Genomic DNA, 25,915 nt, shown 5'->3' with positions numbered 1-25,915 from the left:
AGGAAGGAATTTTAATATGACTGACTCACAGCCCGCTGGCTTGTTGAGCCCCCAAGCAGTCTTGGCGGCTTATCAGGTCCTTAAAAAAGTTGTCAAACACACCCCACTCGAATACAACCCCTACCTGTCGCAAAAATACGATTGCCGGGTTTACTTAAAGCGTGAGGACTTACAGGAAGTTCGTTCCTTTAAGATTCGCGGGGCCTACTACGCCATTATGGAAACGCCAGCAGACCAGCGGCAAAAAGGTGTGGTTTGCGCAAGTGCCGGTAACCACGCCCAGGGCGTTGCTTGGACTAGTCATCAATTAAACATTCCTTCCGTCATTTTCATGCCCACTACGACACCCAAGCAAAAGGTTGACCAGGTTAAATTTTTCGGGCAAGAAAACGCCAAGATTCAACTCGTGGGTGACACTTTCGATGCTGCTCAAGCCGCGGCGTTTGAATACTGTGATGAACACCATTTAACCTTTATCCCACCATTTGACGACTTACGCACCATGGCCGGTCAAGGTAGCCTGGCGGTTGAAATTTTTAACGATGCGAAAGACGAGGACTTGGACGTCGATTACCTCTTAACTGCCGTTGGTGGCGGTGGCTTGATTTCCGGTGTCGGTGCTTATACGAAAAGTGTTAGTCCGCAAACCAAGTTAATTGGGGTCGAGCCGGCCGGGGCCGCTTCGATGGATTTGGCCTTTAAAGAAAGCCACCCCACTACCTTAGAAAGCGTCGATAAATTTGTTGATGGCGCGGCTGTCAAAACAGTGGGTCAGCTCACCTATCAAAATGCGAAGCAAACGGTCGACCAGTTGGTCGCTGTGCCCGAGGGCCAAGTCTGTTCGAGCATCTTGGAGCTGTATAGTAAATGCGCCATCGTTGCTGAACCCGCTGGGGCACTCAGTGTTGCTGCTCTAGAAGGGCTCAAAGATGAGCTACAGGGCAAGACGGTCGTCTGCGTCGTCAGCGGCGGTAACAACGATATCGACCGTATGCAGGAAATCAAGGAGCGTTCCCTAATTTATGAAGGTTACCAGCTTTACTTCCTGGTCAACTTCCCCCAACGCGCCGGTGCTTTGAAGTATGTGGTTAACCAAGTTTTGCAGGATGGCGACGACATCAACCGTTTCGAATATACCAAGAAAATGAATCGCGCTAAGGGGCCGGTGTTAATCGGCGTTCAATTAGGTTGCTTGGAAAACAAAGCCCCATTACTCCAGAACCTAGCCGAATTTGACCCCCACTACATTAATCTCGAAGAAAACCACTCCCTATACGAAATGCTCGTCTAATAAAGAAAGGAATTATCATGAAGAAAGCCTATCAAACTGATGCCGCCCCCGAAGCCTTAGGACCATATAGCCAAGCCGTCCAATCAGGGCAAACCCTCTATTGCTCCGGTCAGATTGGTTTAGATCCCAAAACGAAGTCCCTGGCTCCTACGCTAGGTCAACAAGCCCAACAGGCGCTAAAGAACGTTGGGGCCGTGCTAAAGTCCGCCGGCCTCACTCCGGACAACGTCGTTAAAACAACCATTTTCATGACCAACGTAGCAGACTTTGCTCTGGTGAATTTGGTCTATGCCGATTTTTTCGCCGAGGTGAAGACCTTACCAGCTCGTTCGACTGTCCAAGTGGCAGCGCTACCCGCTGGAGCACTAGTCGAAATTGAAGTACAAGCAGAATTTTAAATTGGAAAAGCCTAGTATGATGCTAGGCTTTTTTATTATTGGACTAGTTCTAAGGCAACATTGCCGTTATAATATATAGGAAGAATTAAACGTTTTTGTACTGTAGAAAGGAATTGCTATGCCACTCGATGGACTTTTCACCCATGCCATGGTCAATGAATTGAATCAATACGTCACGGGTGGCCGCATTACCAAGGTGCACCAGCCCTATCCTAACGAAATTGTGCTGGTCGTCCGCCAAAACGGGACCAACTATCCCTTGCTTTTGAGCGCCCACCCTTCCTATGCCCGCGCCCAAATTACCCGGATTCCTTACGAAAATCCACAGGTGGCACCGGGTTTTGCCATGTTCTTGCGCCGCAACCTCGAAGGGGCTCGTTTAGATAAGATTGAACAGGTCGATAATGACCGCATCATCAATCTTTACGTACAAACCCATGATGAACTCGGCGACCGGCAGACCCTTTCGCTTACATTAGAAATGATGGGTCGGCATTCCAACCTCTTCTTGATTCGACAAAAGGACCAACGCATTCTCGATTTGATTAAACACGTTTCGCCGGACCAGAACCGTGTTCGTTCCTTGATTCCAGGAGCAACTTACCGCTTGCCACCAGCTCAGGACTTAATTAATCCCTTTGAGTCGGATTTAAAGCCACTAGCCAAGATTTGCTTGGATCAGCCTTATGAAGATTGGCCGAGTGCCATTCAAAGTACTTATCAAGGCTTCTCCAGTCAGGCTGCCCAGTCCTTGGCCCTGGCTTTGAAAGCAGACGGGGATTCACTGGCCAATGCTAAAAACTGGCTGAATGGTTTCAACGACTTGAAGCCAACTCTGCTAACTGATAGCAAGGGCAAGACCAGCTTTGCCCCCTTTGATTGGCCTAGCCCGGTCGAAGTTAGCCGCCGTTATTTTGATACTCTGGGCGAACTGCTGGACGCCTACTACGTCGGTAAGGCAGAACGGGAACGCGTTAACCAGCAAGCCGGCTCCCTCATTCGTTTGGTTAAAAACGAACAAAAGAAGAACCGCAGCAAGAAAAAGAAGTTGGAAGAGACACTGGAAGAAAGTGCCCACGCCGACCAGTACAAGGTTAAGGGTGACCTGCTCATCACCTACCCTCACTTGGTTCATAAGGGAATGCAGTCCGTTGAGATTGAGAACTACTACGATAATAATAAGCTAATCAAGATTGCGGTTGATCCTCGTTTGGATGGTTTGAAGAACGCTGAAAAGTACTTCCACAAGTATCGCAAGCTGCGAACGGCGAAGGACTTCGTCGACGAACAGCTCGAGAAAACGCAGGCTGAAATTGATTACTTCAATCAAATTGCTGCCCAGCTCGAAGTAGCTTCGCCTAAGGACGTGGCCGACATTAAGCTAGAACTGCAGCAAGAAGGTTACCTCCGCGTGCAAAAGAAGAACAAGCTCAAGCCCAAGGTTTCACAGCCCGACCGCTTTGAAAGTTCGGACGGTACCCTCATTGAAGTTGGTAAGAACAACTTACAAAACGAACGGCTCTCCCTCAAAAAGAGCAACCGCTCCAATATTTGGCTCCACGTGCAAAAGATTCCGGGTTCCCACGTCATTATTCACTCTGACCATCCGAGTCCTGAAACCCTGACGGAAGCCGCCGAACTCGCCGCTTACTTCTCCAAGTCCCGCGATTCTGCTAACGTTCCGGTCGATTACCTACCAGCCGGCAAGTTACGCAAACCGAACGGTTCCAAACCCGGTTACGTTATTTTCGAAGGGCAACAGACCCTCTATGTCACTCCTAAATTTGAAGACGTTGAAAAAATGCGCCTCAATAAAAAATAAGAAAGGTTTTAACTGAATATGAAGCACTTATTGAAAGATTTTCGTTCCTTCCTTGATCATGGTAACGTGATGGACATGGCCATTGGTGTCATCATTGGTGGTGCCTTCACTGGCTTGGTTAAGTCAACCACGACCAACTTGATTAACCCCTTGGTCGGTTTCTTCACCGGCCGCGAGTCGAACCTAACGAATTTGAAGTTGGTTGTGACAAAGAACTTGGTCTTCACTTATGGTGAATTCTTGAATGACTTAATCAACTTCTTGATTACCGCCTTCATTGTTTTCTTGCTCGTGAAATTCATCAACCACTTTTTCATCAAGCCCCATCGCAAGGCCGCAAAACCCGACCCTCAGGTGGTCCTCCTTCAGCAAATCAAAGACTTGTTGGAAGAACAAAGTAAAAAAGCAAAATAAAAAAACGTCCCTTCACTGGGACGTTTTTTTATTAGCGAATCTTAGCCAAAGCATCTTCAATCTGCTTTAAGACAATCGCTTGATTCTTTTCTTCTTCCAAATCATAAGTTTGCAAGTCCACCTTAATCTTAGGTGAAACGTCGTAGTTCTCGTACCAAGCGTGGTAGGCCTTCCAAATCTTGTAGTAGTAATCGCGCAATTCCTGGTTATCATCGAACTGCTCGTAGTCACGACCGCGCTTTTTGATGCGGTGCAAGATGGTATCAAAATCCGTTTCAGCATAAACCAAGAGGTCCGGGGCCTTCTTCGGCATTTCTTCCAGCTCCCCCATCATGTGGGCCATGAGGTCGTGGTAGACGGCCATTTCCATATCTGAAATGTTACCGTCCTTGTGGTTTTCTTCCGTGAAGAGCTCATCTTCATAAATCGAACGGTCCAAGACGTTATTGTCGTCGGCCAGGGCCTTCTTAATCATTTCAAAGCGGCGGTTCAAAAAGAAAATTTGAAGGAGGAAGCCATACTGTTCAGGGTCTGAATAATATAGAGGCAAAACAGGATTGTCCCCCACTGGCTCGTAGAAAGCCTGCGTTTCAAAGTGCTTTGCAATAAGTCCCGTAAGAGTTGTTTTACCAACCCCAATCATCCCTGCAGTAATGATCACCATACAATCCTCCAACTGTTGTTTCGTCAATTAAGCATACCGAAAAAATGACCGACTAGCAAGCCAGAACTAGTGCACCAAAAGCCTGAGGGCCTGGGAAATATAGTCCTCGGTCGTGTCGGCTTTGCCTTCCAACTGACTGGCGATTTTTTGGATATCTTTTTTCTTGTATCCCAATGCCAACAAGGCTTCAGCCGCATCTTCCCAGTTGGCCAAGGATTGTTGCTGAGGTGAAACTGCTTGTGCTGAGGCAGTCCCCAATTCCAGTTTCAGTTCATCAAGCTTACCCTGCAAGTCCAAGACAATCTGCTGGGCCGTTTTTTTCCCCACACCGGGGAACTGGACGAGGAAGTTGACGTCGCCGGCTTCAATGGCAGCAACAACTCCAGACAAATCATCCCCCGCTAAAATGGCCAAAGCTGACTTAGGGCCAATGCCGGAAACCGCCAGCAATTTTTCAAAGACCGCTTTTTCATTGGCTGAAGCAAAACCATACAAAGTCATTTCGTTTTCCCGAACGATTTGTTCAACGTAGACCTGGGCATTTTGCCCTTCATCAAAACGGTAAGGATTAGCAGTATAAAGGCGGTAGGCCACACCAGCTTGGCTTTCCAAAACAAGATAGGCAGGCGTAATAGCCGTGATTAAACCTTTGATGTATTCGTACATAGCAATCTTTCTTTTTTACTGAAAAAGGCAACACAAGGCTGCCTTTAACTTAATTCTTCTTTGAAGACGATGAGGATGACGAATTACCACTCGCAGTCGTTCCCTCAGGCAAAGTATTATCACGATGCTTGCTTGAATCGAACTGGGCAATCAACTTATCCGGTGCCTTCTTCCAACTGACAAAATCCGTGTATTGAGCATTAGTAATGATACGGTAGTCAATATTGGGGAAGAGACATGAAATAATCGTTAGCTTAGGCTTACCGTTGATACGGGCATTGACATCCAAAGGAGCAACATCATTTTCATCAACCGTGGTCTGAGTCTTAAGCGTGTAGGTATAGATTCCCTTGGCATTGGCCATGTAAATCTTCTTGCCGTTCAACCAGTCAGATCCACCCGTTTGCCCCTGGACAAGGTAAGGTGAATTCTGGCCCTTGTATTGCTGTAAGGCTGAGAAACCAGTTTGTCCATCGTCCCAGTTATGGGCGGCAAGGGTGTAGTTTCCTTCGCCCATGGTTGGGACAGGAGTGCTGCCCTTTTGCGAGGTGTTAGCACCAGCATTCAAGGCCGCAGCGGAGTATGCATTGTCGTAGATTGGCATGAAAATGTCAAAATCAGGAAATGCAACCCACCCCTGCTTGGTGAGATTTAACTTCTTAGCATCATTTTTCATGACCTTGTCTTTAATCTCATCACGTTGCTTATTCGAGTACTGCTTAACGGGTAGTGACTGGGCGACTTTACGGCCAGCGTTCTTAACTGGGCTGTTGGCTGGCAAACCATTATAGACATAAACAGCACCAATCGTTGCAAATACTACAGTTGCTATAAGCCAGAACCACCACTTTTTGAAAAGCTTCATTGTATTAATCCTTCTTTTACGATTTTAATGCAAGTCGAGGTAGTCGCAAATAGTTTTGAGAACCCCGTCTCGATTGTTATTCGCCAGAGCTGCAGAGTAGCCCCGGTCGAAGAGGCGTTCATCGCTATTTGGCATCATGAACGGCTTTCCTACATAGTCTAACATTTCTATATCGTTACAGCCATCGCCAAAAGCCATCATTTCACTCGCTTCAATTTGCCAGTGCTGACCCAAGTGAGCCAAACCCTCGGCCTTGTTGACCTGGGGGTTAACGATATCAACGGAACCATAACCAGAGGTGGTTACATGAACTAAGTCGCCTAAGGCCGCTTGAATTTGGTCAATAAACTGCTCCGAGTTACCGGCAATATTGGTCGTGATTTTTAAAATTGGTTCCTGAATTTCAGCCAAACTGTGAATGACTTGCACCTGATTAAAGTAGGCCTTGGCGGTCAAAATTGATTCGGCAAGCTGCTCCTGATTATCGAGCAGATAAGCTTTTTTAGAACCTGTAAAAATCAGCCCCAGACGCATTTGACTGGCAAATGTTTGGGCAATTTCATTAATTTTGGCAAAGGATTGCGGGTTAATGCCGCGAACTTCGAGCAATTGACCACCAGCAAAAATCTCGGCCCCGTTGTTAGCAATCAAAGCGTACTGGCCGGCAAAGTCCTTGAAAAAATCTTGGACCCGATCGGGATGGTTTCCCGTGGCAATCACAAAATGGATGCCCTTTTCCTTCAGCTTGGGCAGAACTCGAGCTAAAAGCGGCGCGTTAAAGGACTTGTCATCGTGTAAAAAGGTGGCATCCAAATCTGTGGCAATTAATTTAACTGACATAGCCTTCCCCCTTGTTCAAACAGGAATCATTCAGTGCTTAACGGCGACCGCGCTTTTTCTTCAACTTCTTCATGCGACGGGCTGCTTGCTTAACGGCAAAGTTTTGCATCTTTGAACCGAAATTACCAGATGGCATGCCACCACCCATCATGGCGCCCATATCAACACCGGCACCACCCATCATCTGTTCCATACCACCAAAGTTTCCCTTAGTTGCTTGGTTCATCATCTTACGCATCTGATCAAATTGCTTAATCATGCGGTTAACTTCGACGATGGGACGGCCAGCACCGGCGGCCAAACGACGGCGACGGGACGGATTAATGAGTTCAGGGTCTTCTCGTTCAGCCGGCGTCATGGAAGAAACGATGGCTTCCATGTGCTTAAACTGCTTTTCATCGATGTTGACGTTTGCCAAAGCGGGGTTGTTTGCCATCCCCGGAATCATCTTCATCAAGTCTTCCAATGGTCCCATCTTTTGGACTTGCTTCAACTGGTCAACGAAGTCGTTGAAATCGAAGGTGTTTTCACGCATCTTCTGGAGCTGCTTAGCTTGCTGCTCTTCGTCGACTTCCTTTTGGGCCTTTTCGATCAAGGTCAGCATGTCACCCATGCCCAAGATACGTGAGGCCATTCGGTCAGGATAGAAAACATCTAAGTCGGTTGGCTTTTCACCCTGTCCGACAAACTTAATTGGCTTTCCGGTTACGTCACGGATTGACAAGGCCGCACCACCACGGGTGTCACCGTCTAACTTCGTCAAAACAACACCGGTAATATCCAAGGCATCGGCGAAGCCTTCAGCAGTCGCCGTGGCGTTTTGTCCAGTCATGGCATCGACCGTCAAAAGGATTTCATCTGGTTGGGCAATCTTTTCGATGTCCTTGAGCTCTTGCATCATGTCGGCATCGATTTGCAAACGACCAGCCGTATCAATAAAGACGTAGTCGTTCTTGTTTTCCTTGGCTTGGGCCAAACCCTTTTTAACGATTTCACGTGGATCAACATCCGTTCCCATTGAGAAAACGGGCATGTCGAGGTCGCGCCCCAAAATCTCCAACTGTTCGATGGCAGCCGGACGGTAAACATCGGCAGCAATCAGCAAGGGACGCGCGTTAGCTTCCTGCTTAAGCTTGTAGGCTAACTTGGCAACCGTCGTGGTTTTACCAGCACCCTGCAAACCAGCCATCATGATAACCGTTGGAATCTTATCCGACTTGTTCAGCGGAACGGCTTCTTCCCCCATCGTCTCGGTCAACTCATCGTTAACAATCTTGACGATTTGCTGGGCGGCATTCAAGCCGTTCATGATATCGGCACCCTTGGCCTTTTCGCGGACGTTGGCCACGAACTTCTTAACCGTGGCATAGTTAACATCGGCTTCCAAAAGAGCTAAACGAATTTCACGAAGCGTCTCCTGGAGGTCTTCGTCACTGATGCGGCCGCGGCCGGTCAGGTTTTTCATTGCTTTGGAGAGTCGTTCTGTTAGATTTTCAAAAGCCATAACAATCCTTGCTAGCGCAAAGCTAGCATCCCTTTCTAATCAATTTCTTGGCTGAGTAAGCCTTCTAGCATTTTCTTTAAATTTTGGTCGTCTTGATGATGCTCGTCTAAATAGGCAATCACTTCTTTTTCGAGCTCTTGACGCTTGAGAAAGTCCCGGTAAATGTGTAGCAAGTTCTCATAACGTTCCAGCTGTTCGACCCCACGCTTAATGTTCTCCGAAACGGCTTGGCGAGAACAAGATTCCTCCTGGGCGATTTCGATGATGGAGTAGTCGTCCGCACAGTAGTAGGCCAAATAGTCCTGCTGTTTAGTCGTCAAAAGCGGCCCGTAAAAGCCGAGCAAGGCGTTGACCCGATTCTTTTGGTCTAAGTCCATCAGTCCACCAAGTCCTTGAAGAGGCCGTAAACGAACTCTTCTGGTTTAAAGACCCGTAAGTCGGAGGCCTTTTCACCGAGGCCAATCCATTTGACCGGCAAGTGCATGGCTGAACGGATGGCAAAGATGATACCACCCTTAGCCGTACCATCCATCTTCGTCAACACAATCCCCGTTACGTCAGTGGAATCCTTGAAGAGTTTAGCTTGCTGCAAGGCATTTTGACCAGTCGTCGCATCCAAAACCAAGAGCACTTCTTGGGGTGCTTCCGGCAAAACGCGTTGGATAACGCGCTTCATCTTGGCCAATTCCTGCATCAAGTTGACGTTGTTTTGCAAACGACCAGCCGTGTCGACCATCAAAAGGTCGTAATTTTCATTCTTGGCCTTTTCAACGGCTTCGTAGACCACTGATGCTGGATCAGCTTTTTCAGGACCAGCAACAACGGGTACTTGGGTACGACTGCCCCACTCCTGCAACTGCTGGGTGGCACCGGCACGGAAGGTATCGGCCGCAGCCAAAAGGACCTTCTTGCCCTCCTTGCGGTAGCGTTCAGCCATCTTTCCAATCGTGGTTGTTTTTCCAACCCCGTTCACCCCAACAAAGAGGAAGACGGTGGGCTGTCCTTCCGGCGCCCAATGCATGGAAATATCTTCATCCACACCGTCAGCTTCGTAGAGATCAACCATCTTTTCGATGATAACCTGACGAATGTCAGACGGCTTCTTCGCATTCTTCAAACGAACTTCTTCGCGTAATTCATTGGAAATTCGCAGGGCCAAATCAAAGCCCACATCTGATGAAATCAGCGTATCTTCCAAATTTTCGAAGAATTCTTCGTCAACAGTACGGAAGTTGGCTAGGAAGCGGTTCAAACGGTCGGCAAAGCCTGACCGACTCTTTTCCAAGCCTTGGTCGTAGGCCGCCTGGTCGCTATCCTCTTCTTGACTAGCGTCTGCCTGATTCTGGCTTTCAGATTCAGACTGGCTACTTGATGTCGATGCGGATTCGGACAACACCGTCTCAGACTGACGGCGTGAGCTTGATTCAGATTGACTACGGCTCTGACTTTCAGAATGCTGATCCTGCTCAGGTTCAACCTCTGACTTTTGTAAGGCTTGTTGCCAGACGTCAGCTTCACTTTCGTTAACCAAGCCCGTCTTTTCGGTCAATGGTCGCTTTAAAGTTAAGCTCCCATCAGGTTGGGGCTTCAAGCTGCTTGATTCACTCTTGCTTTGCGTTGAATTGGCAAGGCTCTCGGAACTAAGGGTGGATCCACTAGCAGACGTGCTGCTACTGGTTGAATCGGCTGGCTTTTCTTTTTTTCGAAAAATATCAAACAATCCCATGCGGACTTACCTCATTTTTCTAAACTTTTACTTGCTTGGTCCAAGTTCACAGCAACCATCTTTGAGACACCGGCTTCTTGCATTGTAACACCATACAAAATATTTGCCTGGGTCATGGTGCCTTTACGGTGTGTGATGGTAATAAATTGCGTTTGCCCCTCGAAGTTCTTCAAGTAATGGGCAAAGCGGTCAACGTTGGCTTCATCCAAGGCAGCTTCGGCTTCATCCAGCACAGCAAAAGGTACTGGGCGAACCTGCAAAATGGCAAAGAGCAGAGAAATGGCCGTCAAGGCCTTTTCCCCACCGGATAGCAAGGACATCTGCTGGAACTTCTTGCCAGGTGGCTGGGCCGTAATATCGATTCCAGTCGTTAACAAGTGCTCCGGATCGGTCAAGGTCAAGCGGGCCTGACCTCCACCAAACATTTTGGTAAAGGTCTTTTCGAAATGCCCGGCAACCTGGTCGAAAGTTTGCTTGAAACGGGTCTGAACTTCTTGATCCATATCGGCAATGGTTTCTTCCAAAGTCTGTTGCGCGGCTTCCAAATCAGCTCGTTGGCTTGACAGAAAGTCATAGCGTTTCTGTAACTCTTCATATTCCTCAATGGCACCCAAGTTAACGGGTCCCAGCTGATTCATGGCTGATTTTAATTGATCGAGCTCTTCTTTGAGTCGAGCCAAATCAAGGCTTTCATCGATAACCTGATCTTCAGCAAGTTCTTGTCCATACTTGGCTAGCAATTCGGATTCGAACTTAGTCAAACGCTCTTCAAGCTGCTTAAATTCTTGTTCAAAACGACTTAGGGCAAGCATCGCTTCGTTCAAACGGCCTTGCTGGTTCTGATTCTTTTGCTCGAAATCCTCTAAGCTACTGCCAAGTTGTGCGAGCTCTGTAGCCATTTCTTCGACTTGGGCTTGGTCGTTCTGAAGGGCCGTGCTAAGTTCTTGGGCTTGTTGACCGAGGAGGGTTGGATTAGCCAGTTGCTCCAAACGCTTTTGGTAATCGGAAAAAGCAGCTTGGTTAGCTTCCAGTGTGCGCTGCAAATTAGCAACTGCTTCGCTCAAACTATTGCGCTGTACCCGGGCCCCTTCCAAACGCGTTTGAGTGGCGACCAAATTACTTTGCAGACCACTCTTTTCCTCGTTAAACTGGGCCAATTCAGTCTGAATTTGGGCCAAGTCTTCTTGGAGGCTTTTGGTATGGGCCTCTTGTCGCGCCTGCTTGGCTTGTGCTTCAGCCAACTGATCAGCATTGTGCTGCTCTTCTTGTTCAATTTCATTGAGTTGCTGAGCAATATCAGCCAATTCAACTTGCACTGACTTTACCAAACGCTGGGCTTGACGAAGTTCGTCCTGCTGGCGAACCAGTTCGTAATCCTTTTGTTGGGAAGCAGCTTCCTCTTCGCGCTTGGCTTGCTGGGCAGCCTCTAAATCACTTTGGATTTGGCGCCCTGCCTGCTGGATTTGGTCTCGTTTTTCAACGATGGCCTGGACTTCTTTTTCAAAAGCTTCGATTTGTTCAGCGAGCTTTTGGACTTCGGCCTTACGGCTCAATAAGGTTGAACCTTGGCGCTGGTTAGCCCCACCGGTGATGGAACCACCGGCATTAATCAATTGGCCATCGAGGGTCACAATCCGGTAGCGCTGGCCCAACTTTTTACTGATTTTTGTCGCAGCATCCAAATTTTCAGCGACTAAAGTCGTCCCTAATAGATGCTGCTTAATGGCCGTCATCTGACTTGGAATCTTGACCAAATCAGCAGCGATGCCGATTAAGCCGGGTTGATTTTGTAACTGCTCTGGGTGGTTAATAAAACGGCCCTTAATCGTATCGACCGGCAAAATGGTAACACGACCGCGGCGGTTCTTAGTCAAATAGGACACAATCTGCTTGGCTGACTGGGTCGAATCGACAATTACCTGCTGCAAAGCGCCGCCCAAAGCCGTTTCGATCGCCTTGGTGTACTGTGCTGGCACCTGTAAACGCTGCCCTACCAAGCCCAAAATTCCAGGAAATTGCTGGCGCACCTGCGGCACCATCAAATTACGAACTCCTTGGTAGAAACCAGCATAGTCATCCAAAGATGATAGGGCCTCGTACTGACTCTTTTGCTGCTCCAAACGGTGGTTGGCTTGTCGCCAGTCATCATCCGCAGCGCGATATGCCGCCTGCTTGTCGGCCAAGAGTTTTTCTAAATCGTGGACCTTTTCGACTTGCTTTTGGCTGTCGACAGTCGGACCAGTTGGATGTTGCTCCTGATAAGCAGCTAGCTTGTCTTGCAACTTCTTTTCGTCAGCCTGACTCTCGTTTAACTGCCTTTGAAGATGCTCTTTTCGAGCGCTTAGTTGATTCTTGCTTTTGGCTTGAAAGGTCTGCTTGTTATGTATCGTTGCCAAAGCCTGCATCGTTTCGATGTAAGTGTCGCGGCCAGCGTCCAGTTCGCGCTGCAGGGCCTCGAGCTTACTTTGACCGTGTTCTTTTTCGATTTGGCGGATGCTTGCCGTTAAGCTGTCGGCTTCTTCTTGCCAAGCTTTAATTTGCTGGTCCAAGGATTGCAGTTCCGCCTGCTTGGCTTCCAAATCATGCTTTTGCTGCTCATCAGCTTGCTTTAAGGCATCGTAATCACGTTCCAATGTCGCCGATTCCTGCTGGGCTAATTTTTGGTCACCCAGTAGGGCTTCCTTAGCCTGGGTATTCTTTAAAATCTGGGCCTGCAAGTCTTCACGTGCCTTTTGCAAGTTAACTTGTTCCTGGCGCTTTTGACCAAGTTCTGCCTGTAATTGATCCAAGTCGTTTTGAGCCGATTGTAAAGCGGCTTGCTTAGTTTGCAAAGTCGCTTGGCCTGCTCGACGCTTTTGGCGGTAGTCAGCAACCATATAGGTCAAGCGCTCTTGATCGAGCTTTTCAAAGCTTTCACGCTTGCCCAAATAGAGCTTGGCTTGCTTGGCCTGTTCGCTCAGTGGTTCAAGTCGGTTGGTCACTTCGTGCAAAATATCCGAAACGCGGCTGAGGTTATCACTGGTTTGCAGTAATTCCTTTTCGGCCTTGTCCTTGTTTTGCTTGTACTTGTAGACGCCAGCAACTTCTTCGATAATGCCGCGTCGTTCCTCGGGCTTTGATGAAAAAATGCTTTCCACCTGGCCCTGGGAAATAATGGAAAAGCCTTCCCGCCCCAAACCTGTATCCATGAAAAGTTCATGAATATCACGCAAACGGCAGTCAGCGCCATTAATTTGGTAAAGACTTTCGCCGGAACGATATAGGCGGCGGGTAATCCGGATTTCAGAGAAATCGGATTTGACGTAATGGTCACTGTTGTCAAAAGTAATTGACACTTCCGCCCGGTTAAGCGCCTTACGGTTTTTCGTTCCACCAAAAATAACGTCGCTCATTTTTGAACCACGCAAATTTTTGGCAGACTGTTCACCCATTACCCAGCGAATCGCCTCAATAATATTCGATTTTCCCGAACCATTGGGTCCCACAATCCCAGTCATACCGGGCATGAAATCAATGATCGTTTTGTCGGCAAAAGACTTGAAGCCGGAAATTTCGAGTGTCTTTAATTTCATAAATTACTTATCGTCAAGGTTCTGCATGGCTTCACGAGCCGCAGCCTTTTCAGCATCCTTAATTGACTTACCTTGCCCCTGCCCGATGTGCTTTCCATTAACGGAAACTGAGGCAGTGAAACGCTGTGTGTGGTCGGGCAACTCCTCTTCAGCATCGGTTGTATATTCGATGTCGACCGTTCCCTTGGCTTGCAAACGTTCTTGCAGACGACTCTTAAAGTCGATGAACTGGTCAAAGAAGTGTTCGTCGATTGCCTTAAACAAAGTTTCGTTCAAAAGCTTACGGACAACATCAGCGCCCTGATCCAGATAGAGAGCCCCAATAAAGGCTTCCCAGATATCTTCCAAAAGAGAGTCGCGCTGACGGGCACCGTTCATTTCTTCGCCCTTTCCAAGACGGATTGCACCATCCAAGTGGATAACCCGGGCAAAGTGAGCAAAGGAACGCGTCTGCACCATGGCAATTCGCATTTCAGTTAGCTGACCTTCGTGCCAGTTAGGATAGCGCTTAAAGAGGTATTCCGTAACGGATTCTTGCATCACCGCATCACCCAAAAATTCAAGGCGCTGATAGTCGCGCCCCTTTTCTTCTGGATGTTCATTTAAGTAATTACGTTGCGTGAGCGCCTCAGTTAAGAGGTCTTGATTCTTGAATTGAATCTGAAAGCGATCGCGTAAAAATTCTTCAAAATTTACTTGTGACAAGATCTTTTCCTTTCGAAATTAAACTGCTTCTATTATACCAAAATATCCCTTCGGCCGGGACTTTAGGCCCAGCAAAAAAGGACTGAATTAACCAGTCCTTTTAACTTAATCATTGGCGTGTTTCTTAACGACTTCGACGATTTCATCAACGTAAGCATCAACCAATTCAGTGCTTGGTGCTTCGGCCATCACGCGTAGCAAAGCTTCCGTTCCCGAAGGACGGACGAGGACACGGCCGTCGCCGCCCATCTTTTCTTCAACTTCGGTAATCTTTGACAAAACCTCATCGTTTTTCAAAATGGACTGCTTGTCCTTAACCTGCACGTTAACCAACTTTTGGGGGTACAAAACGACTTCATCGGCTAATTCTGACAGTGGCTTGCCCGTTTCCTTCATGACGAAGAGAAGCTGCAAGGCCGTCAAGAGGCCATCGCCAGTCTTGGCCCAATCCCGGAAGATAATGTGACCGGACTGTTCACCACCCAGGTTGAAGTCGTCTTCGAGCATCTTTTCCATAACGTAGCGGTCACCGACCTTGGTCTTAACGCTTTTCATGCCGTTGGCTTCCAAAGCCTTGTAGAAACCGATGTTACTCATGACCGTTGAAACTACGGTGTTGTACTTCAAGCGGCCCTGCTCGTTGAGGAACTTCGCCGTGATGAACATAATCTTATCACCATCGACAATCTGACCGTTTTCATCGACAGCAATCAAGCGATCGCCATCGCCATCAAAGGCCAAACCGGCATTGAAATCACCGTCGGCAACCATCTTGGCCAAAGCTTCGGGATGGGTTGACCCCACGTTTTTGTTAATGTTCAAGCCGTCGGGTTCGGTACCCATCGTTTCAAAATCCAAGTCTAAGTCGGCAAAGAGACGTGGTAAGAGCAAGGAAGTGGCTCCATTGGCACCGTCTAAGGCAACCGACAAACCACCTAGCTCGGCTGGAATCGTCTTTTGTAAGAAGGCCAAGTACTTTTGAACACCTTCGGGATAAGCTGAAACCTTACCCAAACCTTCGGCACTAGGACGAGGCAAATTATCTTCTTTAGCGTCCAAAAGCTGTTCAATTTCATATTCGAGTTCATCAGAAAGCTTGAAACCATCGTTTCCGAAGAACTTAATGCCGTTGTCCTGTGCCGGATTGTGCGAAGCCGTAATTTGAATGCCTGCATCGGCTTCCAGAGCTTCAACCAGGTAAGCCACAGCAGGCGTCGTAATGACCCCAAGAGTCAAAACATCCACTCCGACTGAAAGCAAACCGGCAACAATGGCTTCTTGCAACATTGCCCCAGAAATACGAGTATCACGACCCAGAATAACCACGGGCTTCTTGCCGCTTTCCTGACTGTGAGCCGTTAAAATAGCCCCGCCGCAACGACCCAATTTAAAGGCCAATTCGGGCGTCAGGCTTTGGTTGGCAACGCCACGAACGCCATCCGTCCCAAAATATTTAAGTTTCACATCTGACATGAAAATAATTCCCCACTATTCTCTTAAAATAAAATCTTACTTTGGTGAAATCGTTACTTGCACTTGATTATCGCTGATACGATCAACGCCGTTAGGCTTGGTTACATCCACTTCAATCGTCGTCTTTGACTTAGCCTGACTCAAGTCAACTGGGACCGACAAGGAATCGTAGTTAGCCAGTTGGTCGGACGAACCATAAAGGGTCACAGAGCCCGGATTAAAAGAAATATCGTAATCACTGGCATCACCATTTTCAGTATCCGCTGTTAATTGGACTTTTTTACTCGGTGAACTCGAGACCTTCAACGAAACTTGCAGACTCTTAGCGCTAATTTCAACCTGGACTGGATTACCAGAACGGTCAAGTGCAACTAACTTAGCATCCTTAGTCACATCCGACTTTGTACCCGGATCCAAGTCGACTTCGGCCGCGACGTATGCCACCGAGTCCACGTTCGACTTTGGTCCCGAAATGGTAACCGACTTTGGTGAGAAGGAGGTATCCGTCACGGAGTAACCACTGGCTAACTTACTATTGTCATAGGTCACTTTAATGTTACGCTTTTCAGTCGTCTTTTTAACAATGGTGACATTAATGGACTGCGGCGTCACGGTTGAGGTCAAGGCAGCGTTAACCCCCTTAACGGCCAACTTAACATTGTGCTGGCCAACGCCTAGATCGCGCAAATCGGCCACCGCTTGAATGTCATTATGACTCTGAGTCGCCGTTACTAAGGCGGCAGCACCGTGAACAGATAGGTTGACATTGGCAGGAGCACCGACTACAACATATTGACTGTCATCATATTGAACTTGCAATGGCACCGTTAAATTCACCTTCTTTTCAGGCAAAATCGAGGTGAACTGGTTATTGCCAGAACGCCCACCTGACTGGGTGGACAGTACGTAAGCCGACAGCAAAATGGCGAGCAAGAATGACAGGCCAAGATTTAAGAACTTCGAATTCATCCAGTTTTTCTTGTCGTTGCTTTTCATTTCTTTGACCCCCGCTGTAGCTTGCGATACCAAGGTGTCCGCTTTTGACCATCTTCACTGACAAACTGCTTTTCAAAGAAATTCGTGTAGGTTTCCTTGGTCATATTACGTAGCATTTCACCATTTTTGGTAATGGTGATTTCGCCAGTTTCCTCAGAAACGACTACCGTAACCGCGTCCGTTGCTTCAGAAATTCCAACGGCGGCACGGTGACGGGTTCCCAATTCTTTAGGAATCCGAGTACTTTCTGACAGCGGCAGATAGGCCGCCGCAACCGCAATGCGATCGTTATCGATGATAACGGCCCCATCGTGCAAAGGCGTGTTCGGGATGAAGATGTTAATCAAAAGCTGCCCGGTTACATCAGCATCCAAAGGAATTCCCGTTTTGATGTATTCCGAAAGAGAATCCTTACCGTTAATCGTAATCAAAGCGCCGATACGCCGCTTTGACATGTACTGCAAGGCCATGTCGAGGGCCTTAATAAAGTCAGCCGTCTGGTTATCGTTAAGATAACGGCGACGCACCGTCAAACGACGGCCCATGCCTTCCAAACCACGGCGGATTTCTTGCTGGAAAATGACCACCAAGGCAATTGGTGCCCAGGTAATCAGCTGATCCATCAGCCAAGAAACAATGGTCAAACCAATTGACCAAGCAATCACCTTAATTAAAATAATGGCACCAACTCCAAACAAGATTTGGAGAGCACGGGTCCCTTCGACAAAGGTAATCACCTTATAGATTAGGAACCAAATGATTGCAATATCCAAAGCATGAATCAGGTTAGCACCCGTCATGTAAGATAAAATATCCATTTTTTACTCCTCGTTTCGACCTACTAAGGCCGAAGTTTCAGCATAATTAATAAATTGACGCAGGTTAACCGTCGTTTGACGGCTGATTCGCCCTTGATCGTAAAGTTGCTGGGTCATATCACGTTCTGAATTCAAAGCCTTCAATTCCAGTTCCAAACGCTGGCGGTCGTCAAGCTCCCGTTGGTCAAAGGAATCTTGGTGCTTGGCTAAATCAATCTGTTGGCGATATACCACAATCAGATTATAGGCCGACTGGCGCAGAACACGCTGAGTGACGGTATCGCCAACTTGCTTACTGACAAATTCAGACAGGGCCTTAATTGCGGCTTTTGACATTTCCCGCATGGCGTAATCACTTTCCTGACTTACCTTATCACTTGACTGATCGGATAACCAGACCCAAATCATGGAGCGCAACTTACGAATCCAGTAGGCAATCCCCTTCTGGCTATTGTAGCGCTGGTGACTTTCCAGGCTGTCCATAACTTGATCAAGATGGCGGGCTTGAATGGTATAAGTCGTTGGTGAAATTTTCTCGTTTACCAGCAATTGCTGCAAGCAATCACGTTCGGCCTGCAAGGCCATCTCACGCAGCTCCTGTTCCTTATCCGAAATCATATCTTGCTGATCATCTTGATTAGGCAGTTTGCGCTTTAGTTGGCGAATCGTTTTTTGACGACGGGCAATTAACTCGTAAACGATTCGGCGGTTGTCATCGCGCTGGCTATCACGCAGCTTTTGAATTCCGACGCGGGTAATCCAAATGCGGGCCTGCAGCTCGGACAAATCAGCCTTTTTAGTATTGTCTTCCTCGACTTCCCCATCCATTTCCGGCTGGGTAAAATCGTGGCGGGTCTTTTCTTTCGTAACAATTGGCAGCATGATGGAAGCCACCAAAAGTGAAATGATGACGACCATGGCCGCCAAGTAAATATCGAGGTCACGCCCCGGAAAGGCTAAGTGCTTATTCGTATAGTATGGAATGGTCAGCACCGCGGCCATGGTGACGGCACCACGCACGCCCGTCAAACCTGAAATAATGGCCGTACGAAATGATGGCTGGCCGCCACGATGGCGCCAGCGGTGGCCCCACTGAACGCCATAGGCCCACAGCACTCGAATAACAAAAATAATTGCCCAAACAACGAATCCATAGTACAGGGCGGCCCAGTTTGAAATTTGATTTGAACGGAAAATATTGTGTAGCGCTGAAGGCAAAGTAATGCCAAGCAGAACAAAGATCAAACCGTTTAGCACATAGACCGCAACTTCCCAGGTATGCACAGACATGATACGCGCTTCTGGCGGCTGGAAACCAGCCTGGCGGTCATTGAGTAACTTAGCTACAATTCCACCGGCCACCACGGCAATCAAGCCGGAGGCATGGAGTGGAACTTCAGCAACCCAGTAAATAATAAAGGGAATTAAGAGCGTCACCACCGTGTGAAAAACCACGTCGTTGAGGCCAAAACGTGCAATCGAATCACGCAACCAAATAATAGCCGCTCCCAAGGCAGCCCCTACGAGAATGCCGGCAAAGGTCATCCAAGCAAAGTTCAGAATGGCATCCCCCACCAAGAAAGAACCGGCAACGGTTGCACGAATAGCGGTGTTAAAGGAAACCAAACCCGTGGCATCGTTAACTAAACTTTCGCCAGTCACGACGTGCATCACGTTTTCAGGCAGCTTTACTCGTTTGGCAATCGCTGAAACGGCAACCGGATCGGTAGGCGAAATCACGGCCGCCAAAGCCAGTGCCACGCCTAAGGGTAGCTGCGGAATAAAGAGGTGGATTAAGTAACCACCTAGCAAAGTGGTCACCAGGACAAGGAGAATGGCGTTTCCCAAGATGGGGCCGCGCAATTCCCAAAGTTCCCGCTTCGGAAAGCGCCAGGCATCGTTAAACAGCAAGGGTGCTACGAAAAGGAGCATGAACCAGTGACTGTCAACGTTTATGTAGATTCCACCCACCAAAGCAAGAATCAAACCAATCAAGATTTGGAAAAGTGAAATTGGAATAGCAGGAATAAAGTGCGAAATAATATTGGAAATTGAAACGCCAATCACCAATACGATAATTAATTCAACAATCCCCATACTTAACGTTCTCCTATGATGCGCACTTCAGTTTCTAAATCAATATCGTTAAGCTCCTTTACACGCTTCTGGACGTCGTGAATCAAGTCTTCGTAATCGTTTCCCGTTCCATGATCGATATTCACCATGAAGCCGGCGTGCTTGCGGGAGACTTCCACGCCCCCTTCACGATGCCCCTGCAAGTCCGCATCCATAATCAATTTACCGGCAAAATGCCCGACAGGTCGCTTGAAAACCGAACCATTGGAAGGATAGTTCAAAGGCTGCTTGCTAGCCCGGCGGTAATTGTTTTCGTCCATTAATTCTTGAATAGCTTGATGATTACTAGCTTGCAAAGTAAAGTCGGCCGATACAATCACCGTTCCATTCTCCTGAAAAACGGACTGGCGGTAGCCAAAACCAAGTTCATCTCGGTCAAAATGGCGCAACTGTCCGTCCTTGGTCAAGGCCTCGACAGCCGAAACCACCATATCCGTTTGGCCACCATAGGCCCCGGCATTCATAAAGACGGCTCCGCCAACGGTTCCGGGAATCCCTGCACCCCATTCCAAACCGCTTAATTCGTATTTAAGTGCCTGGTTAGCCACCCAAATCAAATCGGCACCGGCCTGGGCGCGGATGGTTTGCTCATCGACTTTTTGAACTTCCTTTAATTCAGACAAGATCAAAACCAAGCCGCGCAGCCCCCCGTCACGGACGACAAGGTTGGAAAGACGGCCAAAGACGTGTAAATCAAGTTGCTTGTCCTTAGCCCAAGCCAGGAGTTCCTTTAATTCAGCCAAGTTTTTTGGAATCGCCAAATAATCGGCTTCCCCGCCGGCCTGAGTGTAGGCATAGGGGGCAATCGGCTGCTTTTCTAAGATTTCAATTCCGTTTACTTGCATGACTAGCTTCCTTTAAATTCATTCCCTTCTATCATATCAAATTTTACAAGAATCCTTGGCACAAAAAAGCAGTCCCGCTTGGGACTGCTTTTTAAGAGCGATACTGCATGGTCATCCCCTGCAAGAGCTTGCGGAGATAACGGTCGCCGGCTGGGCGATAATTTCGATGGCCAGGCCGGCGAAGAATGGCGGACAGTTCCCCCTTTGAAATTGGCGCGCCGGCCTTTTTCATCAGGGCCTGAATTTCTTCACTGGTGTAGGCCATGGCAATCTTAATTTTCTTAATGGCGACATTGTTGATTTCGCTTTGATCGGCGATGTCAAAGGACATGAGCAAAATCTTGCCCTCTTTATCACGCTTATGCCCTCGTTTAAAAATCACAAAACCGTTCAAGAAGGCTTCTAGCGCCTTAGTTGACAAGTAATCGTCATAGCTTTGATCATCTTCTTGCTTGGTCAAAATTAAGTCCAAATCTTTTTGACCAATCTTTAAATCACCCAATTCAAAAATGCGTAGCATTTGGTTGTCCGAAAGGCTCAGGGCGTAGCGCAACCGGATTAAAATATCATTGTTGTTCATGTAAAACCTTTCAATTAGAAGGGATGGGTATCATAACTTTGCCAGGATTCGTGGGAATCTTGAATGCGCTTAAACATCTTTTCCATCTCCGTTACGGTAAAGGAAACCAAAACCGGCCGGCCATGGGGACAGTTAAAGGGATTCTCACACTGGGCCAAGTTTTTCAAAAGATCGATGGCCTCTGGACGGCTAAGGTGCATGTTGGCCTTAATGGCCCGCTTGCACGACATCATAATCGCTGTCTTTTCACGAAAGGCGGCGACCGTTAGTTTGCCGTCCTTTAAGAGCCAGTCAATCATCTCGCGGACCGTGTCCTCAACACTATTGGCCTTAATCCAGGAAGGATACTGGCGCAAGATTAAAGTGTTGGGCCCAAAATCAGCGAGGTCCAAACCGAGCGCCTTCAATTCATCCTGATGGTCATGAATTTTGAAGATATCCGAGGCTGAATACGTTAGCTGAATTGGCACGAGTAACTGCTGCTGATCAGCACTCACCTCACCCAACTTTTGGCGATAGTATTCGTAGTTAATTCGCTCCTGAGCGGCATGCTGGTCAATCAAGAAGAGCTGGTCAGCACTTTGGGCAAAGAGAAAGGTGCCGTGCATCTGGCCAATGTAGTCCAAATGGGGAAAGCGTTCTTTCTTTTCGTTCGAAGCTGCCGAAAAATCAAGGTCGAGCTGGTCGGCTTTCGCTTCCACTTGGTAAGGGGCTTGTTGCTCTTGAAGTTGGTCGCTTTCTTGACCAAAAATTGGCTTGTGGGCCTGGTGCAAATAGCGACTCTGAAATTCCTTAACGGCCGGCTTTAGCAAGTCACTTTCTTTTTCAATCTGAATAACTTGATCGGGATGGTCCACACTCTGGGCAAGGGATTTAACGATTTGCTGGCTGGCCAAAGCTTCTTGAGCGACAACTTTTGGCTCTGGATTCGGAACCGGTTTCGCTGGCCTTTCGGGCTCAGCTGGCTTCGTGCGGTTCCCGTAGAGATTTTCCAAGGCATCAGGAATTAAGTTTTCCTGAGCCAAGCGGGCGCGGACTACCTTTTCGATTAAGGCCGTCAATTCCCCTTCCGAGCTCAAGCGAATCTCGGACTTTTGCGGGTGCACGTTAACATCAACCAAAAGTGGATCCAATTCAATGTTCAAGGCTCCCATCGGAAAACGCCCCACCATCAACTTGGAACCATAACCCTGAACAATGGCATTGGAAACCGAGAAGTTTTTGACGAAGCGGTGATTGACCAGAACCGTCAAGTAATCACGAGAAGAACGGGTCAGCTCCGGTAAGGAAAGGAAACCTGAAATCTTGAAGTGTTCGCTTTCACCGGCAACCGGAACCATCTTTTGAGCGGCCTGGCGCCCATAAATATTGGCAAGAACCTGCTGTAAGTTGCCGTTTCCCGCCGTCTTAAAAACGGTTCGGCCATCTTGATCAAGCTGGAAGGAAATCTCAGGATATCCTAGAGCTAAACGGTTAACCACATCGGTGACCTTGGCCATTTCGGTTTGCGGGCGCTTCAAGTATTTTAACCGAGCCGGTGTGTTGTAAAAGAGCGAACGGACGGAAACAACCGTTCCAATTCGGCCGGTGGAAGGCTGATCTTCAACGACCTCGCCACCCTTAATTTCATACTGGCGACCATTGGCACTGCCTTTTTCCTGACTGGTTAGAGTCGTATCGGACACCGCGGCAATCGAAGGCAAGGCTTCACCACGAAAGCCCAGCGACATCACCTTAAAGAGGTCCTGTCGATTCTGAATTTTAGAAGTCGCATGGCGAACAAAGGCTAGCGGAATATCGTCGCGATTAATCCCCTGCCCGTTATCGATTACTCGAATTAGGTCCTGACCAGCATTTTCCAAAACGATTTGAACTTGGGTCGCCTGGGCATCGATGGCATTTTCAGCCAGCTCCTTGACCACGCTGGCGGGGCGTTCAATGACTTCACCGGCAGCAATTTGGTTGGCTAGTAAATTCGATAACTCATGAATCTTGGGCATGGTCTGACCTCATTTTTTGTAGCTTGGCTAAGGTATTGAGGGCTTCAAGGGGCGTTAAGTTCGAAATATCCACCTGGTCCAATTCCGTCAAGACCTTCTCTGAAGCTTCATCGGGGGCCGATAAATCAAAGAGCGGTACCTCCTGGCTCAGTTGGTCAGGAACTGGTCTTGCTTCCGGTGCCACTGGCAAAGGCTTGTCACTGGCCAGGTCGCGCCCGGCTTCTAAGTCTTGCAAAATGTGGTTGGCATTTTTAATCAAAGGCTCGGGCAAACCGGCCAAAGCGGCCACGTGAATTCCGTATGAACGATCGGCGGGACCTGCTTGGACTTGGTGTTGGAAGTGAATTTGCCCGTCGGCATCGACCTGGGCACCGACGTGAACGTTTTCGATATCGGGATATTGCTCCGCTAAGGCCGTCAATTCGTGATAATGCGTCGAAAAGAGCGTCTTGGCGTGAATATTTTTCTCCAAATACTCGATGATGGCTTGGGCTAAAGCCATTCCATCATAGGTTGCCGTTCCACGACCCAGTTCATCAAAGAGAATCAAGGAGTGACTCGTCGCTCCCTGCAGCGCTTGGTTGGCCTCGGCCATTTCAACCATGAAGGTTGACTGACCACGCGCCAAATCATCGTTCGCCCCAATTCGCGTGAAAACCTGGTCAAAAATTGGCAAAGTCACAGCGGTAGCCGGTACAAAGGACCCAATTTGGGCCAAGATGACAATCAAGGCCATTTCGCGCATGTAAGTTGATTTTCCAGCCATGTTGGGCCCGGTAATCAGCTGGATGGTCGTGTCCTGGCCGATTTCAATGTCGTTGGCAACAAATTCCCCCGCTGGCAAAATCGATTCAATGACGGGGTGACGTCCCTGCTTAATCGAAACGGCAGCACTTTGTGCATCAAAATTGGGCCGCACGAAATTCTGATTTTCTGCGACTTCAGCTAAGGATGCCAGGACGTCCAATTGCGCTACAAGCGCCGCTAGGGCCTGAATCCGCTTAATCTGGCTCTTTACCTGATCACGAATTTCGACAAAGAGTTCGTATTCGAGGTTCGTGGCCTGGCTACGGGCCTCAATGATCAGCCGCTCGTGCTCCTTTAATTCAGGAGTGACGAAACGTTCGGCATTCGTCAAGGTTTGCCGGCGAGTATAACGGTCGGGATCGAGCTTAGGAATATTGGCCTTCGATACTTCAATGAAATAGCCGAAATTCTTGTTGTAGCCGACCTTTAAATTACTGATCCCCGTTGCTTGGCGCTCTTCCTGTTCAAAAGTCGTTAACCAGGTTTGGTTTTCCGTCAAAACCTGACGGTATTCGTCCAAACGGTCGTTGTAGCCTTCGGCAATCAGATCACCATCACGGACAGAAACCGGTGGATCATCAACTAACGCTTGGTCAATCAAGGTCGTTAAATCGCTTAATGGATCCAACTTTTCGCCCAAAGCTTTGAGCTTTTCCGGACCATCCAGCAAGTCCTTTTGCATGGCCGGCACGGCCGACAAAGAGCGCTTCAACTGAACCAATTCCTTGGCATTCATGGTTCCCATGGCAGCACGAGCGGCCAAGCGTTCCAGGTCGTAAACGGACTTTAATTGGTCCTGGATGGCACCCCGGACAAAGAATTCATTCAAAAAGGCATCGACTAAGTCCAAACGGTTTTGAATTTCACCCAATGAGCGTAAAGGACGTAAAAGCCACTGTTTCAAAAGGCGGCCACCCATGGCCGTCTTGGTGCGGTCCATCAAGGCTAACAGCGAATCGGCCTTCTTCTTCGTGCGGGCATTTTCCACCAGGTCCAAGTTGACACGGGTCGCCTGGTTAAACTTCAAAAAGGACAAGCGCTCGTAGCTCTGGGCCGGCATAATGTGGTCCAAACTACGTTTTTGTGTGTCAAACAAGTAGGCCAGCAAAAGCGCCGTCGTCTGCTTTTCATTTTCAAATAGCAAACCGTTGGTTAGATAAGAAATTAACGATTCTTCAGCCGGTTGGCTTTGATAGGACAAAACCCAGCCGGTTTCCGCTAACTGGGCTTGAAAATCGGCGGGCAAGCCTGCACTAGTTGGCAAAACCACCTCTTTGACTTCGAGTGAACGCAATTCATCCAAAGCATCGGCAGCGCTATCCATGTGGGTAGCCTTCAATTCACCGGTGGAAAGATCAATATAGGCCAGCCCAAAACTTTTATCCTGGTAGGTCAAGGCCGCCAAGAAATTGTTCTCCTTGCCATCGCCAGGAGCATCTTGCCATTTGGTTCCCGGCGTAATCAGCTGGATAACTTCGCGCTTGACCATTCCCTTGGCCACAGCAGGATCTTCCATCTGTTCCACAATGGCTACCTTGTAGCCCTGGTCGACCAAAATATCGATATAATTTTGAGCCGCATGGTGCGGAATGCCGGCCATGGGCACGGGATGTTTGGAATTCTTATTACGAGCAGTCAGGGTCAATTCCAATAATTTAGCACCCTTGATGGCATCTTCTTCAAAGAGCTCGTAAAAATCGCCCAGCCGGTAAAACAAAAATGCATCCGGATACTGGGCTTTAATTTGGTGATATTGCACCATCATTGGCGTTTCTTCAGGTTTTGGCATGCCA

Annotated in this window: 21 protein-coding genes; 4 read left to right on the top strand and 17 right to left on the bottom strand. The window is 48.2% G+C overall.

Annotated elements, in window-relative coordinates; genetic code table 11:
- Positions 1-16: 16 nt before the first annotated feature.
- The 4 genes from ilvA (at position 17) to mscL (ending at position 3,925) form a co-directional block, all read left to right on the top strand.
- Positions 17-1,291 (top strand): threonine ammonia-lyase IlvA, encoded by a 1,275-nt coding sequence (ilvA, locus tag ABSY64_RS01290; RefSeq protein ID WP_349641258.1) that lies wholly within the window; start codon positions 17-19, stop codon positions 1,289-1,291.
- Positions 1,292-1,308: 17 nt separating this feature from the next.
- A complete protein-coding gene (locus ABSY64_RS01285) occupies positions 1,309-1,689 on the top strand; it encodes a Rid family detoxifying hydrolase (protein WP_349641257.1) in 381 nt (126 codons plus the stop codon).
- A gap of 118 nt (positions 1,690-1,807) precedes the next feature.
- Positions 1,808-3,511, top strand: a complete 1,704-nt coding sequence (locus ABSY64_RS01280) for an NFACT RNA binding domain-containing protein (RefSeq protein ID WP_349641256.1) — start codon at positions 1,808-1,810, stop codon at positions 3,509-3,511.
- Positions 3,512-3,529: 18 nt separating this feature from the next.
- Positions 3,530-3,925, top strand: a complete 396-nt coding sequence (gene mscL, locus ABSY64_RS01275; RefSeq protein WP_349641255.1) for a large conductance mechanosensitive channel protein MscL — start codon at positions 3,530-3,532, stop codon at positions 3,923-3,925.
- Between the two features lie 31 nt (positions 3,926-3,956).
- Here mscL and ABSY64_RS01270 read toward each other — a convergent pair whose 3' ends face one another.
- The 17 genes from ABSY64_RS01270 to mutS form a co-directional block, all read right to left on the bottom strand.
- Positions 3,957-4,589 (bottom strand): deoxynucleoside kinase, encoded by a 633-nt coding sequence (locus tag ABSY64_RS01270; protein WP_349641254.1) that lies wholly within the window; start codon positions 4,587-4,589, stop codon positions 3,957-3,959.
- 66 nt (positions 4,590-4,655) lie between these two features.
- Positions 4,656-5,255, bottom strand: coding sequence for a Holliday junction branch migration protein RuvA (gene ruvA, locus ABSY64_RS01265; protein WP_349641253.1), 600 nt, complete (start codon positions 5,253-5,255; stop codon positions 4,656-4,658).
- A gap of 49 nt (positions 5,256-5,304) precedes the next feature.
- Positions 5,305-6,120 carry a sortase domain-containing protein gene (locus tag ABSY64_RS01260; protein WP_349641252.1) on the bottom strand — a complete coding sequence of 272 codons (816 nt, stop codon included), beginning with the start codon at positions 6,118-6,120 and terminating at the stop codon, positions 5,305-5,307.
- Between the two features lie 24 nt (positions 6,121-6,144).
- Complete coding sequence (locus ABSY64_RS01255) at positions 6,145-6,960, bottom strand: Cof-type HAD-IIB family hydrolase (RefSeq protein WP_349641251.1); 816 nt, start codon at positions 6,958-6,960, stop codon at positions 6,145-6,147.
- Between the two features lie 37 nt (positions 6,961-6,997).
- Positions 6,998-8,464, bottom strand: coding sequence for a signal recognition particle protein (gene ffh, locus ABSY64_RS01250; protein ID WP_349641250.1), 1,467 nt, complete (start codon positions 8,462-8,464; stop codon positions 6,998-7,000).
- 35 nt (positions 8,465-8,499) lie between these two features.
- On the bottom strand, positions 8,500-8,841 hold the full coding sequence (locus tag ABSY64_RS01245; protein ID WP_349641249.1) for a DNA-binding protein: 342 nt from the start codon (positions 8,839-8,841) through the stop codon (positions 8,500-8,502).
- On the bottom strand, positions 8,841-10,190 hold the full coding sequence (gene ftsY, locus ABSY64_RS01240; protein ID WP_349641248.1) for a signal recognition particle-docking protein FtsY: 1,350 nt from the start codon (positions 10,188-10,190) through the stop codon (positions 8,841-8,843). Before ftsY ends, ABSY64_RS01245 begins: the two co-directional genes overlap by 1 nt.
- Positions 10,191-10,201: 11 nt before the next feature.
- Positions 10,202-13,762, bottom strand: a complete 3,561-nt coding sequence (gene smc, locus ABSY64_RS01235; RefSeq protein ID WP_349641247.1) for a chromosome segregation protein SMC — start codon at positions 13,760-13,762, stop codon at positions 10,202-10,204.
- Between the two features lie 3 nt (positions 13,763-13,765).
- On the bottom strand, positions 13,766-14,467 hold the full coding sequence (gene rnc, locus ABSY64_RS01230) for a ribonuclease III (RefSeq protein ID WP_349641246.1): 702 nt from the start codon (positions 14,465-14,467) through the stop codon (positions 13,766-13,768).
- A gap of 105 nt (positions 14,468-14,572) precedes the next feature.
- Entirely contained in the window at positions 14,573-15,940 is a 1,368-nt protein-coding gene (gene glmM, locus ABSY64_RS01225) for a phosphoglucosamine mutase (protein ID WP_349641245.1), read from the bottom strand.
- Positions 15,941-15,976: 36 nt separating this feature from the next.
- Complete coding sequence (locus ABSY64_RS01220; RefSeq protein ID WP_349641244.1) at positions 15,977-16,936, bottom strand: CdaR family protein; 960 nt, start codon at positions 16,934-16,936, stop codon at positions 15,977-15,979.
- Entirely contained in the window at positions 16,933-17,754 is an 822-nt protein-coding gene (gene cdaA / locus ABSY64_RS01215) for a diadenylate cyclase CdaA (protein WP_349641243.1), read from the bottom strand. Before cdaA ends, ABSY64_RS01220 begins: the two co-directional genes overlap by 4 nt.
- Positions 17,755-17,757: 3 nt before the next feature.
- The gene (locus tag ABSY64_RS01210) at positions 17,758-19,851 is read right to left on the bottom strand and encodes a Na+/H+ antiporter (RefSeq protein WP_349641242.1); all 2,094 of its coding nucleotides are present in this window, start codon (positions 19,849-19,851) and stop codon (positions 17,758-17,760) included.
- Positions 19,852-19,853: 2 nt separating this feature from the next.
- Positions 19,854-20,735, bottom strand: a complete 882-nt coding sequence (gene murB, locus ABSY64_RS01205) for a UDP-N-acetylmuramate dehydrogenase (RefSeq protein ID WP_349641241.1) — start codon at positions 20,733-20,735, stop codon at positions 19,854-19,856.
- Positions 20,736-20,826: 91 nt separating this feature from the next.
- Positions 20,827-21,315, bottom strand: coding sequence for a YehS family protein (locus tag ABSY64_RS01200; protein ID WP_349641240.1), 489 nt, complete (start codon positions 21,313-21,315; stop codon positions 20,827-20,829).
- Positions 21,316-21,329: 14 nt separating this feature from the next.
- A complete protein-coding gene (gene mutL, locus ABSY64_RS01195) occupies positions 21,330-23,315 on the bottom strand; it encodes a DNA mismatch repair endonuclease MutL (RefSeq protein WP_349641239.1) in 1,986 nt (661 codons plus the stop codon).
- Positions 23,299-25,911, bottom strand: coding sequence for a DNA mismatch repair protein MutS (gene mutS, locus ABSY64_RS01190; protein WP_349641238.1), 2,613 nt, complete (start codon positions 25,909-25,911; stop codon positions 23,299-23,301). The genes mutL and mutS overlap by 17 nt, the downstream gene beginning before the upstream one ends.
- Positions 25,912-25,915: the final 4 nt, after the last annotated feature.

Origin of the sequence: Eupransor demetentiae (assembly GCF_963930865.1) — a bacterium.
Taxonomy (GTDB): domain Bacteria; phylum Bacillota; class Bacilli; order Lactobacillales; family Lactobacillaceae; genus Eupransor; species Eupransor demetentiae.
This window is presented reverse-complemented; position numbering and strand designations above follow the sequence as displayed.

Excerpts from the sequence above, each read along its gene's own strand:
- ilvA (WP_349641258.1), top strand. The coding sequence starts at position 17 with ATGACTGACTCACAGCCCGCTGGCTTGTTGAGCCCCCAAGCAGTCTTG.
- ABSY64_RS01285 (WP_349641257.1), top strand. The coding sequence starts at position 1,309 with ATGAAGAAAGCCTATCAAACTGATGCCGCCCCCGAAGCCTTAGGACCA.
- ABSY64_RS01280 (WP_349641256.1), top strand. The coding sequence starts at position 1,808 with ATGCCACTCGATGGACTTTTCACCCATGCCATGGTCAATGAATTGAAT.
- mscL (WP_349641255.1), top strand. The coding sequence starts at position 3,530 with ATGAAGCACTTATTGAAAGATTTTCGTTCCTTCCTTGATCATGGTAAC.
- ABSY64_RS01270 (WP_349641254.1), bottom strand. The coding sequence starts at position 4,589 with ATGGTGATCATTACTGCAGGGATGATTGGGGTTGGTAAAACAACTCTT.
- ruvA (WP_349641253.1), bottom strand. The coding sequence starts at position 5,255 with ATGTACGAATACATCAAAGGTTTAATCACGGCTATTACGCCTGCCTAT.
- ABSY64_RS01260 (WP_349641252.1), bottom strand. The coding sequence starts at position 6,120 with ATGAAGCTTTTCAAAAAGTGGTGGTTCTGGCTTATAGCAACTGTAGTA.
- ABSY64_RS01255 (WP_349641251.1), bottom strand. The coding sequence starts at position 6,960 with ATGTCAGTTAAATTAATTGCCACAGATTTGGATGCCACCTTTTTACAC.
- ffh (WP_349641250.1), bottom strand. The coding sequence starts at position 8,464 with ATGGCTTTTGAAAATCTAACAGAACGACTCTCCAAAGCAATGAAAAAC.
- ABSY64_RS01245 (WP_349641249.1), bottom strand. The coding sequence starts at position 8,841 with ATGGACTTAGACCAAAAGAATCGGGTCAACGCCTTGCTCGGCTTTTAC.
- ftsY (WP_349641248.1), bottom strand. The coding sequence starts at position 10,190 with ATGGGATTGTTTGATATTTTTCGAAAAAAAGAAAAGCCAGCCGATTCA.
- smc (WP_349641247.1), bottom strand. The coding sequence starts at position 13,762 with ATGAAATTAAAGACACTCGAAATTTCCGGCTTCAAGTCTTTTGCCGAC.
- glmM (WP_349641245.1), bottom strand. The coding sequence starts at position 15,940 with ATGTCAGATGTGAAACTTAAATATTTTGGGACGGATGGCGTTCGTGGC.
- ABSY64_RS01220 (WP_349641244.1), bottom strand. The coding sequence starts at position 16,936 with ATGAAAAGCAACGACAAGAAAAACTGGATGAATTCGAAGTTCTTAAAT.
- cdaA (WP_349641243.1), bottom strand. The coding sequence starts at position 17,754 with ATGGATATTTTATCTTACATGACGGGTGCTAACCTGATTCATGCTTTG.
- ABSY64_RS01210 (WP_349641242.1), bottom strand. The coding sequence starts at position 19,851 with ATGGGGATTGTTGAATTAATTATCGTATTGGTGATTGGCGTTTCAATT.
- murB (WP_349641241.1), bottom strand. The coding sequence starts at position 20,735 with ATGCAAGTAAACGGAATTGAAATCTTAGAAAAGCAGCCGATTGCCCCC.
- ABSY64_RS01200 (WP_349641240.1), bottom strand. The coding sequence starts at position 21,315 with ATGAACAACAATGATATTTTAATCCGGTTGCGCTACGCCCTGAGCCTT.
- mutL (WP_349641239.1), bottom strand. The coding sequence starts at position 23,315 with ATGCCCAAGATTCATGAGTTATCGAATTTACTAGCCAACCAAATTGCT.
- mutS (WP_349641238.1), bottom strand. The coding sequence starts at position 25,911 with ATGCCAAAACCTGAAGAAACGCCAATGATGGTGCAATATCACCAAATT.